We start from the raw sequence: 17,470 nt of genomic DNA, 5'->3' as shown, positions 1-17,470 counted from the left end.
GCACGCAAGTTTTAGGTCCTTCCAAGCAAGACTTGATTCGCAATCCGCTAAACGGTCAGGCCGTGTCGCGGAAGGTTGAGTAACCCGCTATTTCTCGAGAAGCTCGAAGAAAGGTGAGCGTAAAATGTCAGATGTAATGAAGCAGTTTCAGCTGAACTCCTATCTGTTCGGCGGCAATGCTTCGTACGTTGAAGAACTGTACGATGCATACCTCAACAATCCGGCATCGGTGCCGGAGAACTGGCGAGAGTATTTCGACGCGCTGCAGAACGTGCCCGCAACGGACGGCTCGACTGCCAATGACGTCGCTCATTTTCCGATCGTCGAATCGTTTGCCGAGCGTGCGAAGGCCAATGCCTTCATCCCGCGCGAAAGCACCAGCAATCTGGCGACCGCGCGCAAGCAGGTCCACGTCCAGTCGCTCATCAGCGCATATCGCTTCCTCGGCTCGCAATGGGCCAATCTGGATCCGCTGAAGCGTCGCGAACGTCCCGCCATCCCCGAACTCGAACCCGCGTTCTACGACTTCTCCGAAGGCGACCTCGACCAGACGTACAGCGCAAGCAACCTGTACTTCGGTTTCGACCAGGCTTCGCTGCGCGACATCGTCAAGGGCCTGCGTGACACGTACTGCGGCACGATCGGCGCCGAGTACATGTACATCAGCGATCCGGAGCAGAAGCGCTGGTGGCAGGAGCGCCTGGAATCGACCCGCGCGACGCCGGCCTTCTCGATCGACAAGAAGAAGCACATCCTGAATCGCCTGACGGCAGCGGAAGGCCTCGAGCGCTATCTGCACACCAAGTACGTCGGCCAGAAGCGCTTCTCGCTCGAAGGCGGCGAAAGCTTCATCGCGGCGATGGACGAAGTCGTCCAGCACGCAGGCAAGAGCGGCGTGCAGGAAATCATCATCGGCATGGCGCACCGCGGCCGTCTGAACGTGCTGGTCAACACGCTGGGCAAGATGCCGGCCGACCTGTTCGCCGAATTCGAAGGCAAGCACGTCGACGATCTGCCGGCCGGCGACGTGAAGTATCACAAGGGCTTCTCGTCGGACGTGTCGACGGAAGGCGGCCCGGTCCACCTGTCGCTCGCGTTCAACCCGTCGCACCTCGAAATCGTGAACCCGGTGGTCGAAGGTTCCGCGAAGGCGCGGATGGACCGCCGCGGCGACGAAGACGGCCTGCAGGTGCTGCCGGTGCAGATCCACGGCGACGCGGCCTTCGCCGGCCAGGGCGTCGTGATGGAAACGCTGAACCTCGCGCAGACGCGCGGTTACGGCACGCACGGCACGCTGCACATCGTCATCAACAACCAGATCGGCTTCACGACGTCCGACCCGCGCGACGCGCGCTCGACGCTGTACTGTACCGACGTGGTCAAGATGATCGAGGCGCCGGTGCTGCACGTGAACGGCGATGATCCGGAAGCCGTCGTGCTCGCGATCCAGATCGCGATCGACTACCGGATGCAGTTCCACAAGGATGTCGTGATCGACATCGTCTGCTTCCGCAAGCTGGGTCACAACGAGCAGGACACGCCGGCCGTCACGCAGCCGCTGATGTACAAGAAGATCGCGCAGCACCCGGGCACCCGTGCGCTGTACGCCGAGAAGCTCGTGCAGCAGGGCGTGATCGCCGCGGAAGACGCCGACAACTACGTGAAGGCGTACCGCAAGGCGATGGACGACGGCCACCACACCGTCGATCCGGTCCTGTCGAACTACAAGAGCAAGTACGCGGTCGACTGGGTTCCGTTCCTGAACCGCAAGTGGACGGACGCAGCCGATACGGCCGTGCCGCTCGCCGAACTGAAGCGCCTCGGCGAACGCATCACGACTGTCCCGGAAAACTTCAAGGTTCATCCGCTCGTCGAGCGCGTGATCAACGACCGCCGCAACATGGCGCGCGGCGACCAGCCGCTCGACTGGGGCATGGGCGAACACCTCGCATTCGCGTCGCTCGTCGCATCGGGCTACTCGGTGCGCCTGACGGGCCAGGACTCGGGCCGCGGTACGTTCACGCACCGTCACGCGGTGCTGCACGACCAGAACCGCGAGCGCTGGAACGACGGCACGTACGTGCCGCTGCAGAACATCGCCGAAGGTCAGGCGAAGTTCACGGTGATCGACTCGGTGCTGTCGGAAGAAGCGGTGCTGGGCTTCGAATACGGTTACTCGACCGCCGAGCCGAACACGCTCGTGCTGTGGGAAGCCCAGTTCGGCGACTTCGTCAACGGCGCGCAGGTCGTGATCGACCAGTTCATTTCGTCGGGTGAAGTGAAGTGGGGCCGCGTGTCGGGTCTGACGATGCTGCTGCCGCACGGCTACGAAGGCCAGGGTCCGGAACACTCGTCGACGCGTATCGAGCGTTTCCTGCAACTGTGCGCCGATCACAACATGCAGGTCGTTCAGCCGACGACGCCGGCGCAGATTTTCCACCTGCTGCGTCGCCAGATGATCCGTCTGTTCCGCAAGCCGCTGATCGTCGCAACGCCGAAGTCGCTGCTGCGCCACAAGGAAGCGGTGTCGGATCTGTCGGAACTCGCGAAGGGTTCGTTCCAGCCGGTGCTGGGCGAAACCGACGGCGGCATCGACGCGAAGAAGGTCAAGCGCGTGCTGGCATGCTCGGGCCGCGTGTATTACGACCTCGTCGCACATCGCCGCGAAGCGAAGGCGAACGACGTCGCGATCATCCGTATCGAGCAGCTGTATCCGTTCGCGCACAAGCAGTTCGAAGCCGAAATGAAGAAGTACGAGAACGCGACTGAAGTGGTCTGGGTGCAGGACGAGCCGCAGAACCAGGGCCCCTGGTTCTACGTCGAGCACCACCTGAAGGAAGGCATGAAGGAAGGGCAGAAGCTGGCATACAGCGGCCGTCCGGCTTCGGCCTCGCCGGCGGTTGGCTACTACGCGAAGCACTACGAGCAGCAGAAGGCACTGATCGAAGGTGCGTTCGGCCGCCTGAAGAGCGCATCGATCGCGAAATAACCGACGGAAGCGAAACGGGAAGGCGCGCTGCGCTTTCCCGTCTCTTTTGGCCCGCCGTGCGCGTCGCGCGCCGCACCGGCCGAAGGAATCGCACGAACCTCGTCATTACCCAGATTAAGCATCCAGGAAAATCACATGGCTATCGTAGAAGTCAAAGTCCCCCAGCTTTCGGAGTCGGTTTCGGAAGCCACCATGCTGCAGTGGAAGAAGAAGCCGGGCGAAGCAGTCGCGCAGGACGAAATCCTGATCGAACTCGAGACCGACAAGGTCGTGCTCGAAGTGCCGGCGCCGGCCGCGGGCGTGCTCGCGCAAGTGCTGCAGAACGACGGTGACACGGTCGTTGCCGAACAGATTATCGCGACGATCGACACCGAAGCGAAGGCAGGTGCTGCCGAAGCAGCGGCAGGCGCCGCCGAAGTGAAGCCGGCCGCGGCACCGGCTGCAGCCGCACCGGCAGCCCAGCCGGCTGCCGCTGTCGCATCGAGCTCGGCTGCCGCATCGCCGGCCGCGTCGAAGCTGCTGGCCGAGAAGGGCCTGTCGGCAGGCGACGTCGCAGGTTCGGGCCGCGACGGCCGCGTCACGAAGGGCGACGCGCTGGCCGCAGGCAGCGCACCGAAGGCTGCTCCGGCTGCCGCACCGGCGAAGACCGCCGCTGCGAAGCCGGCGCTGCCGGAAGTGAAGGTGCCGGCGTCGGCAGCGACGTGGCTGAACGACCGTCCGGAACAGCGCGTGCCGATGTCGCGCCTGCGTGCGCGTATCGCCGAGCGCCTGCTCGAGTCGCAGCAGACCAACGCGATCCTGACGACGTTCAACGAAGTGAACATGGCTCCGGTCATGGAACTGCGTAACAAGTACAAGGACAAGTTCGAGAAGGAACATGGCGTGAAGCTCGGCTTCATGTCGTTCTTCGTGAAGGCGGCCGTGCACGCGCTTAAGAAGTTCCCGCTGGTGAACGCGTCGATCGACGGTAACGACATCGTCTATCACGGCTACTTCGACATCGGTATCGCGGTCGGTTCGCCGCGTGGCCTGGTCGTGCCGATCCTGCGCAATGCGGATCAACTGAGCCTCGCCGAGATCGAGAAGAAGATTGCCGAATTCGGTCAGAAGGCGAAGGACGGCAAGCTGTCGATCGAGGAAATGACGGGCGGTACGTTCTCGATCTCGAACGGCGGCGTGTTCGGCTCGATGCTGTCGACCCCGATCATCAACCCGCCGCAGTCGGCCATCCTCGGCGTGCACGCGACGAAGGAGCGCCCGGTTGTCGAAAACGGCCAGATCGTGATCCGTCCGATCAACTACCTGGCGCTGTCGTACGACCACCGGATCATCGACGGCCGCGAAGCCGTGCTGTCGCTCGTCGCAATGAAGGACGCGCTGGAAGATCCGGCACGCCTGCTGCTCGATCTGTAAGCCGAGTCTCACTGCATTGACCCGCTCCGCACGCTCGCGCCAACGCGCGAGCGTGCGGACGTACAAGTAGAAAGGATTGTCATGTCCAAGGAATTTGACGTCGTCGTGATCGGCGCCGGCCCCGGTGGCTACATCGCCGCGATTCGCGCCGCGCAGCTCGGCAAGACCGTTGCCTGTATCGAGAAGTGGAAGAACCCGGCCGGCGCGCTGAAGCTCGGCGGCACCTGCCTGAACGTCGGCTGCATTCCATCGAAGGCGCTGCTCGCGTCGTCGGAAGAGTTCGAGAACACTTCGCATCACCTGGCCGACCACGGCATCACGGTCGACGGCGTGAAGATCGACGTCGCGAAGATGCTCGGCCGCAAGGACGCGATCGTCGAGAAGATGACGAGCGGGATCGAGTTCCTGTTCAAGAAGAACAAGATCACCTGGCTGAAGGGCCATGGCAAGTTCACCGGCAAGACCGACGCCGGCGTGCAGATCGAAGTGAGCGGCGAAGGTGAAACCGAAGTCGTCACCGCGAAGAACGTGATCATCGCGACGGGCTCGAAGGCGCGTCACCTGCCGAACGTCCCGGTCGACAACAAGATCGTGTCGGACAACGAAGGTGCGCTGACGTTCGAGTCGGTGCCGAAGAAGCTCGCCGTGATCGGCGCAGGCGTGATCGGCCTCGAGCTCGGCTCGGTGTGGCGTCGCCTGGGTGCCGAAGTGACCGTGCTCGAAGCGCTGCCGGCGTTCCTCGGCGCGGCCGACGAAGCGCTCGCGAAGGAAGCGGCCAAGCTGTTCAAGAAGCAGGGCCTCGACATCCATCTCGGCGTGAAGATCGGTGACGTGAAGACGACCGCGAACGGCGTGTCGATCACTTACACGGACAAGGACGGCAACGCGCAGACGCTCGACGCCGACCGCCTGATCGTGTCGGTCGGCCGCGTGCCGAACACCGACAACCTCGGCCTCGAGGCAATCGGCCTGAAGGCGAACGAGCGCGGCTTCATCGACGTGGACGACCACTGCCGTACGGCCGTGCCGAACGTCTACGCGATCGGCGACGTGGTGCGCGGCCCGATGCTCGCGCACAAGGCGGAAGACGAAGGCGTGCTGGTCGCGGAAGTGATCGACGGCCAGAAGCCGCACATCGACTACAACTGCATTCCGTGGGTGATCTACACGTACCCGGAAATCGCATGGGTCGGCAAGACGGAGCAGCAGCTGAAGGCCGAAGGCCGCGAGATCAAGTCGGGCAAGTTCCCGTTCTCGATCAACGGTCGCGCGCTCGGCATGAACGCGCCGGACGGTTTCGTGAAGATGATCGCGGACGCGAAGACCGACGAACTGCTCGGCGTGCACGTGATCGGTGCGAACGCGTCGGACCTGATCGCCGAAGCCGTGGTGGCGATGGAGTTCAAGGCGGCGTCGGAAGACATCGCACGCATCTGCCATCCGCACCCGTCGATGTCGGAAGTGATGCGCGAAGCGGCGCTCGCCGTCGACAAGCGCTCGCTGAACAGCTGAGCGCGGTATAGCGGCGGCCGGCCCTTGGCCGGCGCAGCCGCCTCATGACGAAGGCGGGCGGGAGTTTCCCGCTCGCCTTCGTTTTTCCGGTTTGCCCGATGAACGTCACCGAATACTACACGCGCGAATTGACCACGCGCGGCTATCAGTCCGATCCCGCCCAGCGCGCGGCCGTCGACCGCCTGCAGCACTGCTTCGACGAGTGGGTCGACTACAAGGCGCGTCGCTCGAACGCGTTCAAGAAGCTTATCAATCATCCGGACCTGCCGCGTGGTGTCTACATGTGGGGCGGCGTCGGCCGCGGCAAGAGCTTCCTGATGGACAGCTTCTTCGCGGTGGTGCCCGTGCAGCGCAAGACGCGCCTGCACTTCCACGAATTCATGCGTGAAGTGCACCGCGAACTCGAGGAGCTGAAAGGGCAGGCCGATCCGCTCGACGAACTCGCGCGACGCATCGCGAAGCGCTACCGGTTGATCTGCTTCGACGAATTCCACGTATCGGACATCGCGGACGCGATGATCCTGTACCGGCTGCTCGATCGCCTGTTCAACAACGGCGTGCAGTTCGTGATGACGTCCAACTACGATCCCGACGATCTGTATCCCGACGGCCTGCATCGCGACCGCATGCTGCCGGCGATCGCGCTGATCAAGGAAAAGCTCGACGTGCTGAACGTCGACGCGGGCGTCGACTATCGCCAGCGCACGCTCGCGCAGGTGCGGATGTACCACACGCCGCTCGGCGCGGACGCCGATCGCGAACTGCGTCATGCATTCGCGAAGCTCGCCGCGGTGCCCGACGAAAGCCCGATCCTGCATATCGAGAAGCGCGAGCTGAAGGCGTTGCGCAAGGCCGATGGGGTCGTCTGGTTCGATTTCGCGACGCTCTGCGGCGGCCCGCGTTCGCAGAACGACTATCTCGAGCTGGCCAGCCGTTTTCACGCGATCGTGCTGTCCGAAGTGCCGCAGATGTCGCCGCGCATGGCATCCGAGGCGCGGCGCTTCACGTGGCTCATCGATGTGTTGTACGACCACAAGGTCAAGCTGCTGATGTCGGCGGCAGTGCCGGCGGAGCAGTTGTACATCGAAGGGCCGATGGCGAACGAGTTCGCGCGCACCGTGTCGCGGATCGTCGAGATGCAGTCGAAGGAATACATTGAAACGCCGCGTCGCATCATCGATACTTCGCTGACCTGATCGTAGTTTTCGACAAATGACAGGCTTTAAACGTCAATTCCGGTCAAATTATTGAGATCCCCGGGTATTTTCGGACTTGTCTTATATTCATCGTTGAAGTCGGCCGATATCGTTGTGTCATGGTTCCTAAGGCTGGAGATATCCATGACACCGTATCGCGATCTGACCGACCACGAGTGGCACTCCGTCGTGCCGCTTCTGCCTGAAATGCAGCCGCGCACCGAGTTGCGCGGCCGGCCGTTGGCCAACACGCGCGCCGTCCTGAACGGCGTTCTATGGGTCATCTATAGCGGCGCGACGTGGTCCGCGATGCCGCGTCGTTACCCTTCGTACCAGACATGCCATCGCCGCTTCAAGGTCTGGCACGAGGCCGGCACGTTGATGCAGGTGATGCGCGAACTGTATGGCGACGCAGGCGTGAATCTGTGCAACGAACTGTCCACGCGGATGCGCAAGCACACGCAATCGAAGGCGGCAGAGGCGCGGGATGCCGCGGCGCCGGCGTATCGTGCACCGGGCAGCTATGCGCCGGATACGCTGAAGCACGCAGCGTGATGTCGCTCGGTTCCATTCACGCACGCACCAAAACAAAATCGGCCTGACTACGTCGCAGGCCGATTTTTCATTGCGTCGCGCGTATCGACGCGCGTCGCGTTATTGTGCGCGAACCCAGGTCTGCGACCGGCCGAGCAGCGATACGCCGATGTAGCCGCGCACGACGAGCTTCTGGCCGCCGTCTTCCAGCGACATCTTGCACTTGTAGACCTTGCCGTTTTCGGGGTCGAGAATGTTGCCGCCGTCCCAGTGGTCGCCGTCCTTCTTCATCGCCTTGATGATCGTCATGCCTTTGATGAGCTGATCCTTGCGCTCGTCCGTGCATGCGGTGCAGCGGCGATCGGGCGTGTCGTTGGCGCCGAGGCCCTTGACGACCTTGCCGGACAGCATACCGTCGCCGTCCTCGGCGATCTGCACGAGTGCCTTCGGCTGATGCGTGTTGTCGTCGATCGTCTGCCACATGCCGACGGGGTTGGCGGCCTGGGCATAGCTGGGGGCGGCGCAAGCGAGCAGTGCGCTTGCGACGGCCAGTGCGCGCAACGGGTGGGTCAGTCGAATCATTGTCTTCCTCCTTGTTTCATGTCGCGTTCGATTCGCCCGCACGACCGCCTGCATGGGGCGGTGGCATGTTGCGAGCTTTGCCAGAATACGTGAAACCGCGCGCTGCGTTTGATAGAGGGGGCTCTAATCCAAACAGCGCGCGAGACGCGAGCTGTCTGGTGACCGATCAGTTCAACTGATACGAGAACGCGGCATTCACGCGGGGGCTGCGCGATGCGCTTTCAACCGGTGCATCGCCGACCGGCTTCGCGATATTCAGGTCGAGACTGTAGTAGCGGCTGTCCGTAAATCGTACGCCGATACCGACCGACGACAAGCGGCTCGGCGACGGCGTGCCCGTATGCAGGTAGACGCGTGCCCTGTCATAAGCGATGTACGGCGTGATCGACTTCATGTACGTCCAGCCCGGCGTGAAGGCGCGATTGACCTCCAGCGACATCCCCCAACCCGAGTCGCCCGATGTTTCGCCGGGCTGGTAGCCGAGCGCATAGCGCGTCGAACCGAACGAGATCTGTTCCGACGTCGGCAGTGAATCGGGGCTGTACTGGCCCGTCAGCGAGACCGACGTGCCGATCTTCAACGGCCATTCGTTGGTCTGCGTGAAGGTCGCGCCGGTGCGCACGAACGTCAGCGAAATCGGGCTGTCCACCGACGTCGTGTTCGAGCCGATCGTGATGTCCTGCGATTTCGACGCGCCGAGAATGTTGAGGCCCTTCGCGACGTTGACGCTGAGCTTCTGTACTTGCTTGGCCGACACGCTCGTGTAGTCGAGCTGCATCTGCAGCACACGGACCTGCGAGCGCGTGTCGATGCTGTTGCCGGTGATCTTGTTCTGGTAGCGGTCTTCGTTGTGCGACGCATAGCCCGACACGGTGCCGAGCAAGCTGCGCTGGTTGTTCAGCAGCAACGGATAGGAGGCCGAAAGACCGAGCTTCTCGTTCTTGACCGTGCGCTCGACGGTCGACGGCAGGCCCGGGTTGTCGGTCGGCTTGCCGCGATACGTGCTGGCGTCGAGGCGCGTGACCAGGCCGCTGCTGCCGACCGGCACCGCGCCGCTGAATGCGACGTAGGTCTGCTTGTCGCGTCCGGGCGGCACCAGCGCGGAAATGCTCAATTGCTCGCCAAACGACGTGAGGCCATTCTCCGTCGCGGTGATGAGCCCCTGGACGCCCGGGTGATTGAAATCGATGCCGGTGCTGATGTTGAATGCCTTGCGGTCGACGGCGAGTTCGAGCGTCGTCGCCCCGTCGGTCGTTTGCGGCGGCGGCACGTTGGCCTTCACCGTGACGCCGGGCAGGAGGCCGAAGGTGTTCACGTAGCGTTCGAACGTCGCGCGGCGCAGCGGGCGATCGGCCGTGATGTGCGCGGCGATCGCGCGGATCTTCGATTCCATCGCGCCGGGCTTGCCGGTGACCTTGACGTCCGACACGTAGCCTTCGACGACCGTGACACGCACGACGCCGTTCTCGAACGTCTGCGCGGGAATGAACGCGAACGACAGCGCATAGCCGCGATCCTGGTACAGCTTGGTCACGCCGTTGGCGGTTTCGATCAGCTCGCCGATCGTGATGTCCTTGCCGACGAGAGGCGTGAAGCGACGGGAGATTTCATCGAACGGCACCGACTTCACGCCTTCGACCTGGAACGTTGTCGGTGTCACGTGCCGCGACAGCAGCTCCTGCAACTGCGGTGCCTGCGGCGCGACCTGCACGGTGACGCTCGGCCCTTTCTTCGGCGCGTTGATCTGGGGGAGGGAGTCGAGCGGGTTGCCTGCTGCACGCGTCTGTGCCTGTGCCGTGCCTGCTGCTGCGATGGCGAGCAGCATCATCCATGTGTCGAATCTGGATTTCATTGTTCTTCCTCGTAGGCCTTTCTTTTCGTCTTCGTTCTAATGCGGGCGCGCGACATCGGGGTGTCGCGCGCCGCGTGCCGCATTGCCGGTTGTGTTTTGTACGGCCGCGCCTCCTGCTCCGGCTGCAAAGGCGCGACCGTCCTCCTTACTTGCCGACGCTACCCAACGTGCCAAGCAGCCCCGTTACCGGCGCCAGGAGGCCCGTCGAGCCGCCCGGCGAGGCCGTCCCCGACACGCCGCCGACGAGCGACGTGACCGGCGCGAGCGGATTCGACGAAGCCCCGGAACCCGCTGCACCGCCGACTGTTCCGGTGACAGTATTCAGCAAACCGGTGACCGGCGCGAGAGGGTTTGCCCCGCCTGCGCCACCCGTCGCGCCACCGAGCGTGCCCGTTACCGTCGACACGAGCCCCGTGACCGGCGCGAGCGGATTGCTGCCCGAACTGCCCGTTGCGCCGCCGACTGCGCCCGTGAGCGAACCGAGCGGCGTCGAGCCGAGGCCGGACAGCAGGCCGCCGAGCGGGTTCGTCGAGCTGGAACCCGACGACGAGCCGTTCTGAACGGTAGTGGTCGAGCCGCCGACCAGGCTCGTGATCAGGCCGGGGATCGGTGCCGCGCCGTTCGGGCCGTTCGGGTTCACGAGGCCGCCCGCGTTGGTCACGGTGTTGCCGACCGCGGTGACGAGCTGGCCGACATCGCCGACGAGCGGCTGATTCGACGTGCTGGCCACCTGCTTGCCCGCCGAGCTGATCGCGCCGCCCACCTGGCCGAGCAGGCCCGATACCGGTTGTCCGAGGCCCGTGGTCGTGCCGACCTGTTGCGTGACCTGACCCGCCGTGATCACCAGCGGCGTGATGGCCGAGCTGAGCGGTTGCGTCACTTGCTGCACGGCACCCGACGACAGCGTCGAGCCGATCGTCGTGCCGGCGGCCGTCAGACCGTTGGCGACGGTGTCGAGCACGGTGCCGACCGGCGTCGTCACAGGGGCGAGCGGCGAGAGTTGCCCCGTGCCGAGCGCCTTGACCGTCGAGCTCAGCCCGGACACGGTGTTGCTCGTCGCGCCGACGACGTTCCCGAGGCCGGCGACCGTCGTGCCGACGGGGTCCTTGATCGTGCCGGTCTGTCCCAGCCCGTTGCTCAACGCGTCGGCGGCCGCGCCGACGATCGTGCCGGTGCTCGAGATGGTGCTGCCTACGCCCTTCGTCACGCCGTCGCCGAGGCCCGGCACGCTGATGTTGCCGACCGTGCTGCCGAGGTCGGTCGCGGTCTGGCCGACCGTGCTGACGACGCCCTTGGTGCCGGTCGTCGTACCGCTGGTGCCACTCGTGCCGCTGGTACCGCTCGTGCCGCTGGAGCTGCCGCCGTTGTTGCTGGTCGGCGGCGTGCTGACGCTGTTGCCGCCGCAAGCGGCCAGCAGGCACGCAGCGGCGAACACGGTGAGGGGCATGCGCCACTGGCGCAGGGCGACCGTCGTGATGGAACGTTGCTGGGACATGATGGACTCCTCGCTGTCTTGTCGATGAATGGATGTCTGGTTACTTGCCGTGCGTGCCGCCGAGCAGGCCGCCGATCAGCGACGTGACAGGTGCGAGCAGATTCGAACCCGAGCCCGAGTTCGTCACGGCGCCCGTGGTGCCGCTCAGTGACGGTGCGCCGACCGTGCTGGTGACCGCGGGGACCGGAGCGGCGATTGGATTGCCACCGCCCGTTACGCTGCCGAGCGCGCCGGTGACGGTGGAGACGAGGCCCGTGACCGGGGCAAGCGGGCCGCCGCTCGTGCCGCCCGTCGCGCCGCCGAGTGCGCCGGTGACGGTGGACACGAGGCCGGTGACCGGAGCGAGCGGGCCGCCGCTGTTGCCGCCCGTTGCGCCGCCGAGTGCACCGGTGACGGTGGAGACGAGGCCGGTGACCGGAGCGAGCGGGCCGCCGCTCGTGCCGCCCGCTGCGCCGCCGAGTGCGCCGGTGACGGTGGAGACGAGGCCGGTGATCGGAGCGAGCGGGCCGCCGCTGGTGCCGCCGGTTGCGCCGCCGAGCGGGCCGGTGACCGTCGAGAGGAGGCCGGTGAGCGGTGCGAGCGGGTTGGTCGCGCCGCCGGTGCTGCCCGTGAGCAGGCCGCCGACAGCCTTCACGGTATTGCCGGTCGACGAGACCGTATTGCCGAGGCCGGTCGTGACGGGGTTGCCGCCCGTCGAGGCGATCAGCGCGCCGGCCTGGTTCAGGCCGTTGCCGAGCGTGCCGAGCAGCGTGTTGACCGGGGCGCCGAGGCCGGTGGCCGTCCCGATCGTCTGCGTCGTCTGGCCGACCATCGTCGTGATCGGCGTGATGACCGAGCTGACCGTCTGCGTGACCTGCTGGATCGGGCCGGTCGACAGCGCGTTGGACAGCGTGGTGCCACCGTTCGATACCGCGTTGCCGACTTGCGTCACGAGGCCGCCGACGGCGCCGGTGACAGGAGCGAGCGGCGACAGCGGGCCGCTGCCGAGGCTCGTGACCAGGTTGCCGGTCTGCGTGACCGCGCCGCCGAGCTGGTTGACGACGCCGCCCGTGCTGGCGACCGTGACGCCGACCGGGTCTTTCGCCGCACCGAGCTGGCCGAGGCCGTCGCCCACGCCATTGCCGAGCGCCGTGACCGCACCGCCGACGTGCTGGATGATGCCGCCCGCGGCCTGCGTCGTGGCCGGGTCGACGCCGGGCAGCGACTGGTTCGCGACGGTGCTGCCGAGGTTCGACACGGTTCCACCGAGATCCGTGACGAGGTTGCTGCCCTTTGCGAGGACGCTCCCCACCGGGTTCGACGACACACCGGAGGTGCCGCTCGTACCGCTGGACGTTCCGCTCGTCGTTCCGCTGGTGCTGCCGCTCGTCGAACCGCTCGTGCTGCCGCTGGTCGAGCCGCTGGTGCTACCCGAGGTGCTGCCGCTCGTCGAACCGGACGTGCCGCCCGAGGTGCCGCCGCCCGACGTGGAGATCGAGTCGCCGCCGCCCGAGCTGGAGCCGCCGCTGATGCCCTTGCTGATGGAACCTGAGCCGCCGCACGCGGAGAGGGAAAGCATGGCTGCTACGGTGGCCGCGATCATAGTCGTCCGAAGCATGCCATGGGGGATAACCTGAATGTCCATTTCGTCCTCGCATTGAAGCTGATGTTGTGTTGAGTGATGCGAGGATTACTCTGCAACTGTCGTGCCATTTCGAGAGGCATCGGTTCGACGATTGGTTTTAAACGACGCAATTCCTTGTCGGAAAAGGAATTTGGGGGAATTGAAAGATTGTTGAAAATGTTTAAAGGCAGTCAGATGAGAACGGTTCCGGCCGTTTCGTAACGTAACGTCACAACATTGGCGTTACGCGTGCGGCGTAACGTGGGGCCGATACGGAGGCCCCGCGGGCGGTCTGTTGTTTTACTGGTGGATTAGGCATGCACATCTAACCTATCGTAAATCCTATGTGTAAGACGTACCGAAACGCCGTACAAATGCGCTGTGCTCTCGGAAAGTTTTTTCGACCGGTCTTGAAAGAGGTTGGAACTTAAATAGGATCGGATATAGAATCCGGAGCAGATGTAAGGAAATGTACGGGTCGGTACACGACGTTCGAGGAGGGTCACTATCGCGAATGTTAACTTCCATCAAATTGTGATACATGCCCTTCGGGGTGACATATAAAGAAAGCGCACCCGGTCGTCGTTACACAGTAACGAACGGCGCGGGGCAAGGGCCGGTTATACGGGGGATGTACAACGTATAAAAGGCCAAAAACGTACATACAGGCACGAGGAATTAAAAAATGAAAGCACTTATCAAGCGCTTCCTCAAGGAAGAAGACGGGGTTACCGCGATCGAGTATGGGCTGATTGCGGGTCTGATTGCGGCCTTGATCATTACCAGCGTGACGACCATCGGCACGAAGATCTCGCTTCTGTTCTCCACGATTGCCAGTTCGTTGCCCTGACCATTGCAGTTCGTTGGGGGCGAGCGAGTCGCGGTCGCGGCTCGCTCGCCGTTACATCGGCATGCGCAATCGTTCGCGATATGGCACATCTCCTCAGCACCAGCATTTTTTTTGCCTGGGCCGCTCTTGTTGCTGCCGGTGATATTCGATTTCGGCTCGTTCGAAACTCGCTGGTCATCTGCGGAGGCACTGCTGCGCTCGTCAGTTCACTGATACACGCAAATCCATTTGGTATTTCGACCGGGCAGGCATTGATCGGCTTGCTGGTCGGGTTGGTCAGTTTCTTCCCGCTTTTTGCGATGCGCGTCATGGGTGCGGCGGACATCAAGGTATTCGCGGTTCTCGGTGCGTGGTGCGGTTTGCCGATATTGTTTTGGCTGTGGGTTATTGCCAGCCTTGCCGCCGGCGCGCACGTCCTTGGATTGATGTTGCTCACCCGCACGCCGCTCGGCGCGTTATGGGTGCGCGGATTGCCGGCAATGGCGCTCGGCGGACGGCGCTCGACACCGTACGCGGCGTGTCTCGTCGTTCCCGCGGCAATTTGGCTGGGCTATCTGGTCGTTACCTGGAGCGGGCGATGAAACGACAGTATCGACCGGCCGCGCGCTCGAGGGAACGAGGAGCGACTGCCGTCGAATTCGCGCTGGTATTTCCGCTGTTTTTCCTGATTCTGTACGCGATCGTGACGTTCGGGCTGATTTTCGCGGTTCAGCAGGGCCTCACGCTTGCCGCGACCGAGGGGGCGCGTTCGGCACTGAACTATGTGTATGAGGCCAACGGTTCGGGCACGCAGGCGCTGACGGACCGGGCCAGCGCAGCAAAGACGACGGCTGTCGGCCTCACTTCATGGCTGGCCCATGTCCAGATCCCGACGCCGGTATCAGGAACCTGCAGCTACGACCCGACGATGTATTGCGTGACAGTCACGGTGACCTATCCGTACCAGGCGCATCCGCTGGTTCCGTCTCTGCCGTTGCTGGGTCTCGTCACGCCGAAGCAGCTTACCGGCACGGCCACCGTCCAGATCAATCCGGCAACCATCTTATGAGCCGGGCAGCATACACGGCGGGTCACATGCACACAGCGGTGTCCACGCTCGAACATAACAACATCAATCTACGGCACCGACATTCACCATGGCCAACAACTTGACGAAGATCGTCGCCGGGCTGCTGATCGCAATCGCAGTTCTGCTCGGGATCTATGCATGGACGCTTGGTCGCGCGCCGGCTCATCCGCCGGTTGTGGCAACGCCGACTGTCGCGGCGCAATCGGTGCCGATCGTCGTGGCCGCGCGCTTGCTGCCGGCCGGCCAGCCGATTCCCGCCGATGCATTGAAGCTTGCACAGGTTCCCATGATGCCGACTGGCGGGTTCAGCGATCCGACGGCCCTTGTCGGTCGCGTGCCGGCAAACGACATTCTTGCCGCAGCACCGGTGCTCGAAGGTGGGTTGACCTCCGGACTGGCCGACCAGGTGGCGCTTGGTGAGCGAGCCATCGCCGTGAAGGTCGACGAATCGAACGCGGTCGGCAACCGGTTGCGGCCCGGCAATTTTGTCGACGTATTCCTGAATCTGCGGCGTGACGGATCCGGCGGCGCCCAGACGAATTCGGAGATTCCCGCTACGCAGGCGCGCCTGCTGCTGTCGAAGGTCCGTGTGTTGTCGTTTGGCGATGCGACCTCCGATCGGGACGGCGGTGGCGGACCGAGCGGCGCGGTGCGGACCGCGGTGCTCGCCGTGCCGACCGCACAGGTCGATGCGCTCACGCTCGCCGAGGCAAGCGGTCGTCTGACGCTCGCGCTGCGCAATCCGCGCGACACCGAAATCGCGACACAGACGGTCGCGGTTCGTACAGGGAGCGGGGACGCGACGCCGTCGGCGCAGGCCGCGAGCGGCGTATGGCTGGACGACCTGTCGGGCGGGCGTGCACGCGGTACGCCCCGCGCGCCGGTCGTCCCGCGCGCGCCTGTCATGGCCCGGGGGAACGGCAGCAGCATCGAAGTCATTCGTGGCGGGCGTGCCGAAACGGTGGCCTATTGACATCAACGTACGATCATCGACAGCAGCTACGGAAGAGAGAAGGCCGCGCGACGGCCCCGACACAATGACAAACAAACTGATTGCATACGCGATTGCTATCTGGGCCATGACCTTTGGTGTCCTGACGGAGGCTGCCGGTACGAACGCGTCGATTGACCTCGCGGTCGGCTCGCAACGACAGGTTGCTGCCGGCCGAACGCTGCAACGGATTGCGGTTGGCGATCCCGCCGTCGTCGACGTGCTGGTCATGAAGGGGAGCCATGCCGGATCGGTGCTGCTGGTTGCGAAGGCACCGGGTTCGACGAACGTGTTGTTGTGGGAGCGGGGCCGCGACGAGCCGACGGTGTGGAACGTCAATGTCGTCGATGCGGCCGCTCAGGCGGCACTGGATGGTTCGGGGCCGAAGGTCAAGGCATACGGCGGAGCCGCCGTCCTGTCCGGCTCCTCTGCGTCGCTCGATGCGCATGAACGGGCCGTGGCCGTCGGCAAGCGGATGGGCGGCAAGGACGGCACGGTAATGGATGCGTCGACGGTGGGTAACCGGAGCGTCGTGCAGGTCGACGTGCGCGTCGTCGAATTCAGCCGCTCGGTGCTGAAGGAAGCGGGGCTGAACTTCTTCAAGCAGAGCAACGGGTTCGCGTTCGGTGCGTTTTCGCCGGGCGGCCTTCAGTCCGTGACGGGCGGCGCGACGCCGGGCTTCGCGGCGACGGCCGGCATTCCGATCGCGTCGGCGTTCAACCTGGTCGTGAATTCCGCCGGTCGCGGCATTTTCGGCAATATTTCGATTCTCGAAGCGAACAACCTGGCCCGCGTGCTTGCGCAGCCGACGCTGGTGGCGCTGTCGGGGCAGAGCGCAAGTTTTCTCGCGGGCGGCGAAATCCCGGTACCGGTGCCGCAGGCACTCGGCTCGACGGCGATCGACTGGAAGCAGTACGGCGTTGGTCTGACGCTCACGCCGACCGTGCTGAGCCAGCGCCGGATTGCGCTCAAGGTCGCGCCCGAATCGAGCCAGCTCGACTTTCAGCATGGCGTAACGATCAACAGCGTGTCGGTGCCGGCCATCACGACCCGGCGCGCGGATACGACGGTCGAACTGGGCGATGGCGAGAGCTTTGTGATCGGCGGTCTGATCGACCGCGAAACGATGTCGAACATCAGCAAGGTGCCGGTCCTGGGCGATCTGCCGATCATCGGTGCGTTGTTCAAGTCGTTGAATTACCAGCAGAACGACAAGGAGTTGGTGATCATCGTGACGCCGCATCTGGTGGCGCCGATCGCGAAGGGCGCACCGCTGCCGGCCACGCCGGGCGAATTGTCCGAGCAGCGCGACGGCCCTGTCTGGCGCTCGTATCTTGGCGGTATCGCTTCCCCGGATGCCGCGCCGGGATTTTCGAAATGACCG

General features: G+C 64.2%; 14 protein-coding genes. 10 read left to right on the top strand and 4 right to left on the bottom strand.

The annotated features are described in order from the left end of the window. Nucleotides 1-124: 124 nt before the first annotated feature. The 5 genes from SB786_RS06430 (at nt 125) to SB786_RS06410 (ending at nt 7,665) form a co-directional block, all read left to right on the top strand. Nucleotides 125-2,989, top strand: coding sequence for a 2-oxoglutarate dehydrogenase E1 component (locus SB786_RS06430; protein WP_410726787.1), 2,865 nt, complete (start codon nt 125-127; stop codon nt 2,987-2,989). A gap of 135 nt (nt 2,990-3,124) precedes the next feature. Further along, complete coding sequence (gene odhB, locus SB786_RS06425) at nt 3,125-4,402, top strand: 2-oxoglutarate dehydrogenase complex dihydrolipoyllysine-residue succinyltransferase (protein WP_410726786.1); 1,278 nt, start codon at nt 3,125-3,127, stop codon at nt 4,400-4,402. 81 nt (nt 4,403-4,483) lie between these two features. Beyond that, the gene (gene lpdA, locus SB786_RS06420; protein ID WP_410726785.1) at nt 4,484-5,914 is read left to right on the top strand and encodes a dihydrolipoyl dehydrogenase; all 1,431 of its coding nucleotides are present in this window, start codon (nt 4,484-4,486) and stop codon (nt 5,912-5,914) included. Nucleotides 5,915-6,012: 98 nt separating this feature from the next. After that, nucleotides 6,013-7,110 (top strand): cell division protein ZapE, encoded by a 1,098-nt coding sequence (gene zapE, locus SB786_RS06415; protein ID WP_410726783.1) that lies wholly within the window; start codon nt 6,013-6,015, stop codon nt 7,108-7,110. A 144-nt stretch (nt 7,111-7,254) separates the two neighbouring features. Next, nucleotides 7,255-7,665 carry a transposase gene (locus tag SB786_RS06410; protein ID WP_410726782.1) on the top strand — a complete coding sequence of 137 codons (411 nt, stop codon included), beginning with the start codon at nt 7,255-7,257 and terminating at the stop codon, nt 7,663-7,665. 99 nt (nt 7,666-7,764) lie between these two features. On the opposite strand, the gene SB786_RS06405 is transcribed toward SB786_RS06410, so the two are convergent. The 4 genes from SB786_RS06405 to SB786_RS06390 all read right to left on the bottom strand — a co-directional run bounded on the left by SB786_RS06405 (nt 7,765) and on the right by SB786_RS06390 (nt 13,197). After that, a complete protein-coding gene (locus SB786_RS06405; protein ID WP_410726781.1) occupies nt 7,765-8,226 on the bottom strand; it encodes a DUF2147 domain-containing protein in 462 nt (153 codons plus the stop codon). Between the two features lie 166 nt (nt 8,227-8,392). After that, a complete protein-coding gene (locus tag SB786_RS06400) occupies nt 8,393-10,078 on the bottom strand; it encodes a ShlB/FhaC/HecB family hemolysin secretion/activation protein (protein ID WP_410726780.1) in 1,686 nt (561 codons plus the stop codon). 145 nt (nt 10,079-10,223) lie between these two features. Further along, nucleotides 10,224-11,573 carry a collagen-like triple helix repeat-containing protein gene (locus tag SB786_RS06395; RefSeq protein ID WP_410726779.1) on the bottom strand — a complete coding sequence of 450 codons (1,350 nt, stop codon included), beginning with the start codon at nt 11,571-11,573 and terminating at the stop codon, nt 10,224-10,226. 40 nt (nt 11,574-11,613) lie between these two features. Further along, on the bottom strand, nt 11,614-13,197 hold the full coding sequence (locus SB786_RS06390; protein ID WP_410726777.1) for a collagen-like triple helix repeat-containing protein: 1,584 nt from the start codon (nt 13,195-13,197) through the stop codon (nt 11,614-11,616). Between the two features lie 664 nt (nt 13,198-13,861). Between SB786_RS06390 and SB786_RS06385 the strand changes: the two genes are divergently transcribed. From SB786_RS06385 to SB786_RS06365, 5 genes are all read left to right on the top strand, one after another. Then, nucleotides 13,862-14,026, top strand: coding sequence for a Flp family type IVb pilin (locus SB786_RS06385; RefSeq protein ID WP_410726776.1), 165 nt, complete (start codon nt 13,862-13,864; stop codon nt 14,024-14,026). Between the two features lie 80 nt (nt 14,027-14,106). Continuing rightward, on the top strand, nt 14,107-14,607 hold the full coding sequence (locus tag SB786_RS06380) for a prepilin peptidase (RefSeq protein ID WP_410726775.1): 501 nt from the start codon (nt 14,107-14,109) through the stop codon (nt 14,605-14,607). Further along, nucleotides 14,604-15,074: a TadE/TadG family type IV pilus assembly protein gene (locus tag SB786_RS06375; RefSeq protein WP_410726774.1), complete on the top strand. Its 471-nt coding sequence runs from the start codon at nt 14,604-14,606 to the stop codon at nt 15,072-15,074. The genes SB786_RS06380 and SB786_RS06375 overlap by 4 nt, the downstream gene beginning before the upstream one ends. 88 nt (nt 15,075-15,162) lie before the next feature. Beyond that, the gene (gene cpaB, locus SB786_RS06370) at nt 15,163-16,068 is read left to right on the top strand and encodes a Flp pilus assembly protein CpaB (protein ID WP_410726773.1); all 906 of its coding nucleotides are present in this window, start codon (nt 15,163-15,165) and stop codon (nt 16,066-16,068) included. 64 nt (nt 16,069-16,132) lie between these two features. Next, entirely contained in the window at nt 16,133-17,467 is a 1,335-nt protein-coding gene (locus SB786_RS06365) for a type II and III secretion system protein family protein (protein WP_410726807.1), read from the top strand. Nucleotides 17,468-17,470: the final 3 nt, after the last annotated feature.

It is taken from the genome of Burkholderia sp. SIMBA_062 (assembly GCF_046534765.1).
Classification (GTDB): Bacteria; Pseudomonadota; Gammaproteobacteria; order Burkholderiales; family Burkholderiaceae; genus Burkholderia; species Burkholderia ambifaria.
The sequence above is the reverse complement of the archived record's forward strand: the minus strand, read 5'-3'. Positions and strand labels throughout refer to the sequence as shown.

What these genes read in the sequence shown, in the direction of transcription:
- SB786_RS06430 (WP_410726787.1), top strand. Translation starts at nt 125, where the DNA reads ATGTCAGATGTAATGAAGCAGTTTCAGCTGAACTCCTATCTGTTCGGC.
- odhB (WP_410726786.1), top strand. Translation starts at nt 3,125, where the DNA reads ATGGCTATCGTAGAAGTCAAAGTCCCCCAGCTTTCGGAGTCGGTTTCG.
- lpdA (WP_410726785.1), top strand. Translation starts at nt 4,484, where the DNA reads ATGTCCAAGGAATTTGACGTCGTCGTGATCGGCGCCGGCCCCGGTGGC.
- zapE (WP_410726783.1), top strand. Translation starts at nt 6,013, where the DNA reads ATGAACGTCACCGAATACTACACGCGCGAATTGACCACGCGCGGCTAT.
- SB786_RS06410 (WP_410726782.1), top strand. Translation starts at nt 7,255, where the DNA reads ATGACACCGTATCGCGATCTGACCGACCACGAGTGGCACTCCGTCGTG.
- SB786_RS06405 (WP_410726781.1), bottom strand. Translation starts at nt 8,226, where the DNA reads ATGATTCGACTGACCCACCCGTTGCGCGCACTGGCCGTCGCAAGCGCA.
- SB786_RS06400 (WP_410726780.1), bottom strand. Translation starts at nt 10,078, where the DNA reads ATGAAATCCAGATTCGACACATGGATGATGCTGCTCGCCATCGCAGCA.
- SB786_RS06395 (WP_410726779.1), bottom strand. Translation starts at nt 11,573, where the DNA reads ATGTCCCAGCAACGTTCCATCACGACGGTCGCCCTGCGCCAGTGGCGC.
- SB786_RS06390 (WP_410726777.1), bottom strand. Translation starts at nt 13,197, where the DNA reads ATGGACATTCAGGTTATCCCCCATGGCATGCTTCGGACGACTATGATC.
- SB786_RS06385 (WP_410726776.1), top strand. Translation starts at nt 13,862, where the DNA reads ATGAAAGCACTTATCAAGCGCTTCCTCAAGGAAGAAGACGGGGTTACC.
- SB786_RS06380 (WP_410726775.1), top strand. Translation starts at nt 14,107, where the DNA reads ATGGCACATCTCCTCAGCACCAGCATTTTTTTTGCCTGGGCCGCTCTT.
- SB786_RS06375 (WP_410726774.1), top strand. Translation starts at nt 14,604, where the DNA reads ATGAAACGACAGTATCGACCGGCCGCGCGCTCGAGGGAACGAGGAGCG.
- cpaB (WP_410726773.1), top strand. Translation starts at nt 15,163, where the DNA reads ATGGCCAACAACTTGACGAAGATCGTCGCCGGGCTGCTGATCGCAATC.
- SB786_RS06365 (WP_410726807.1), top strand. Translation starts at nt 16,133, where the DNA reads ATGACAAACAAACTGATTGCATACGCGATTGCTATCTGGGCCATGACC.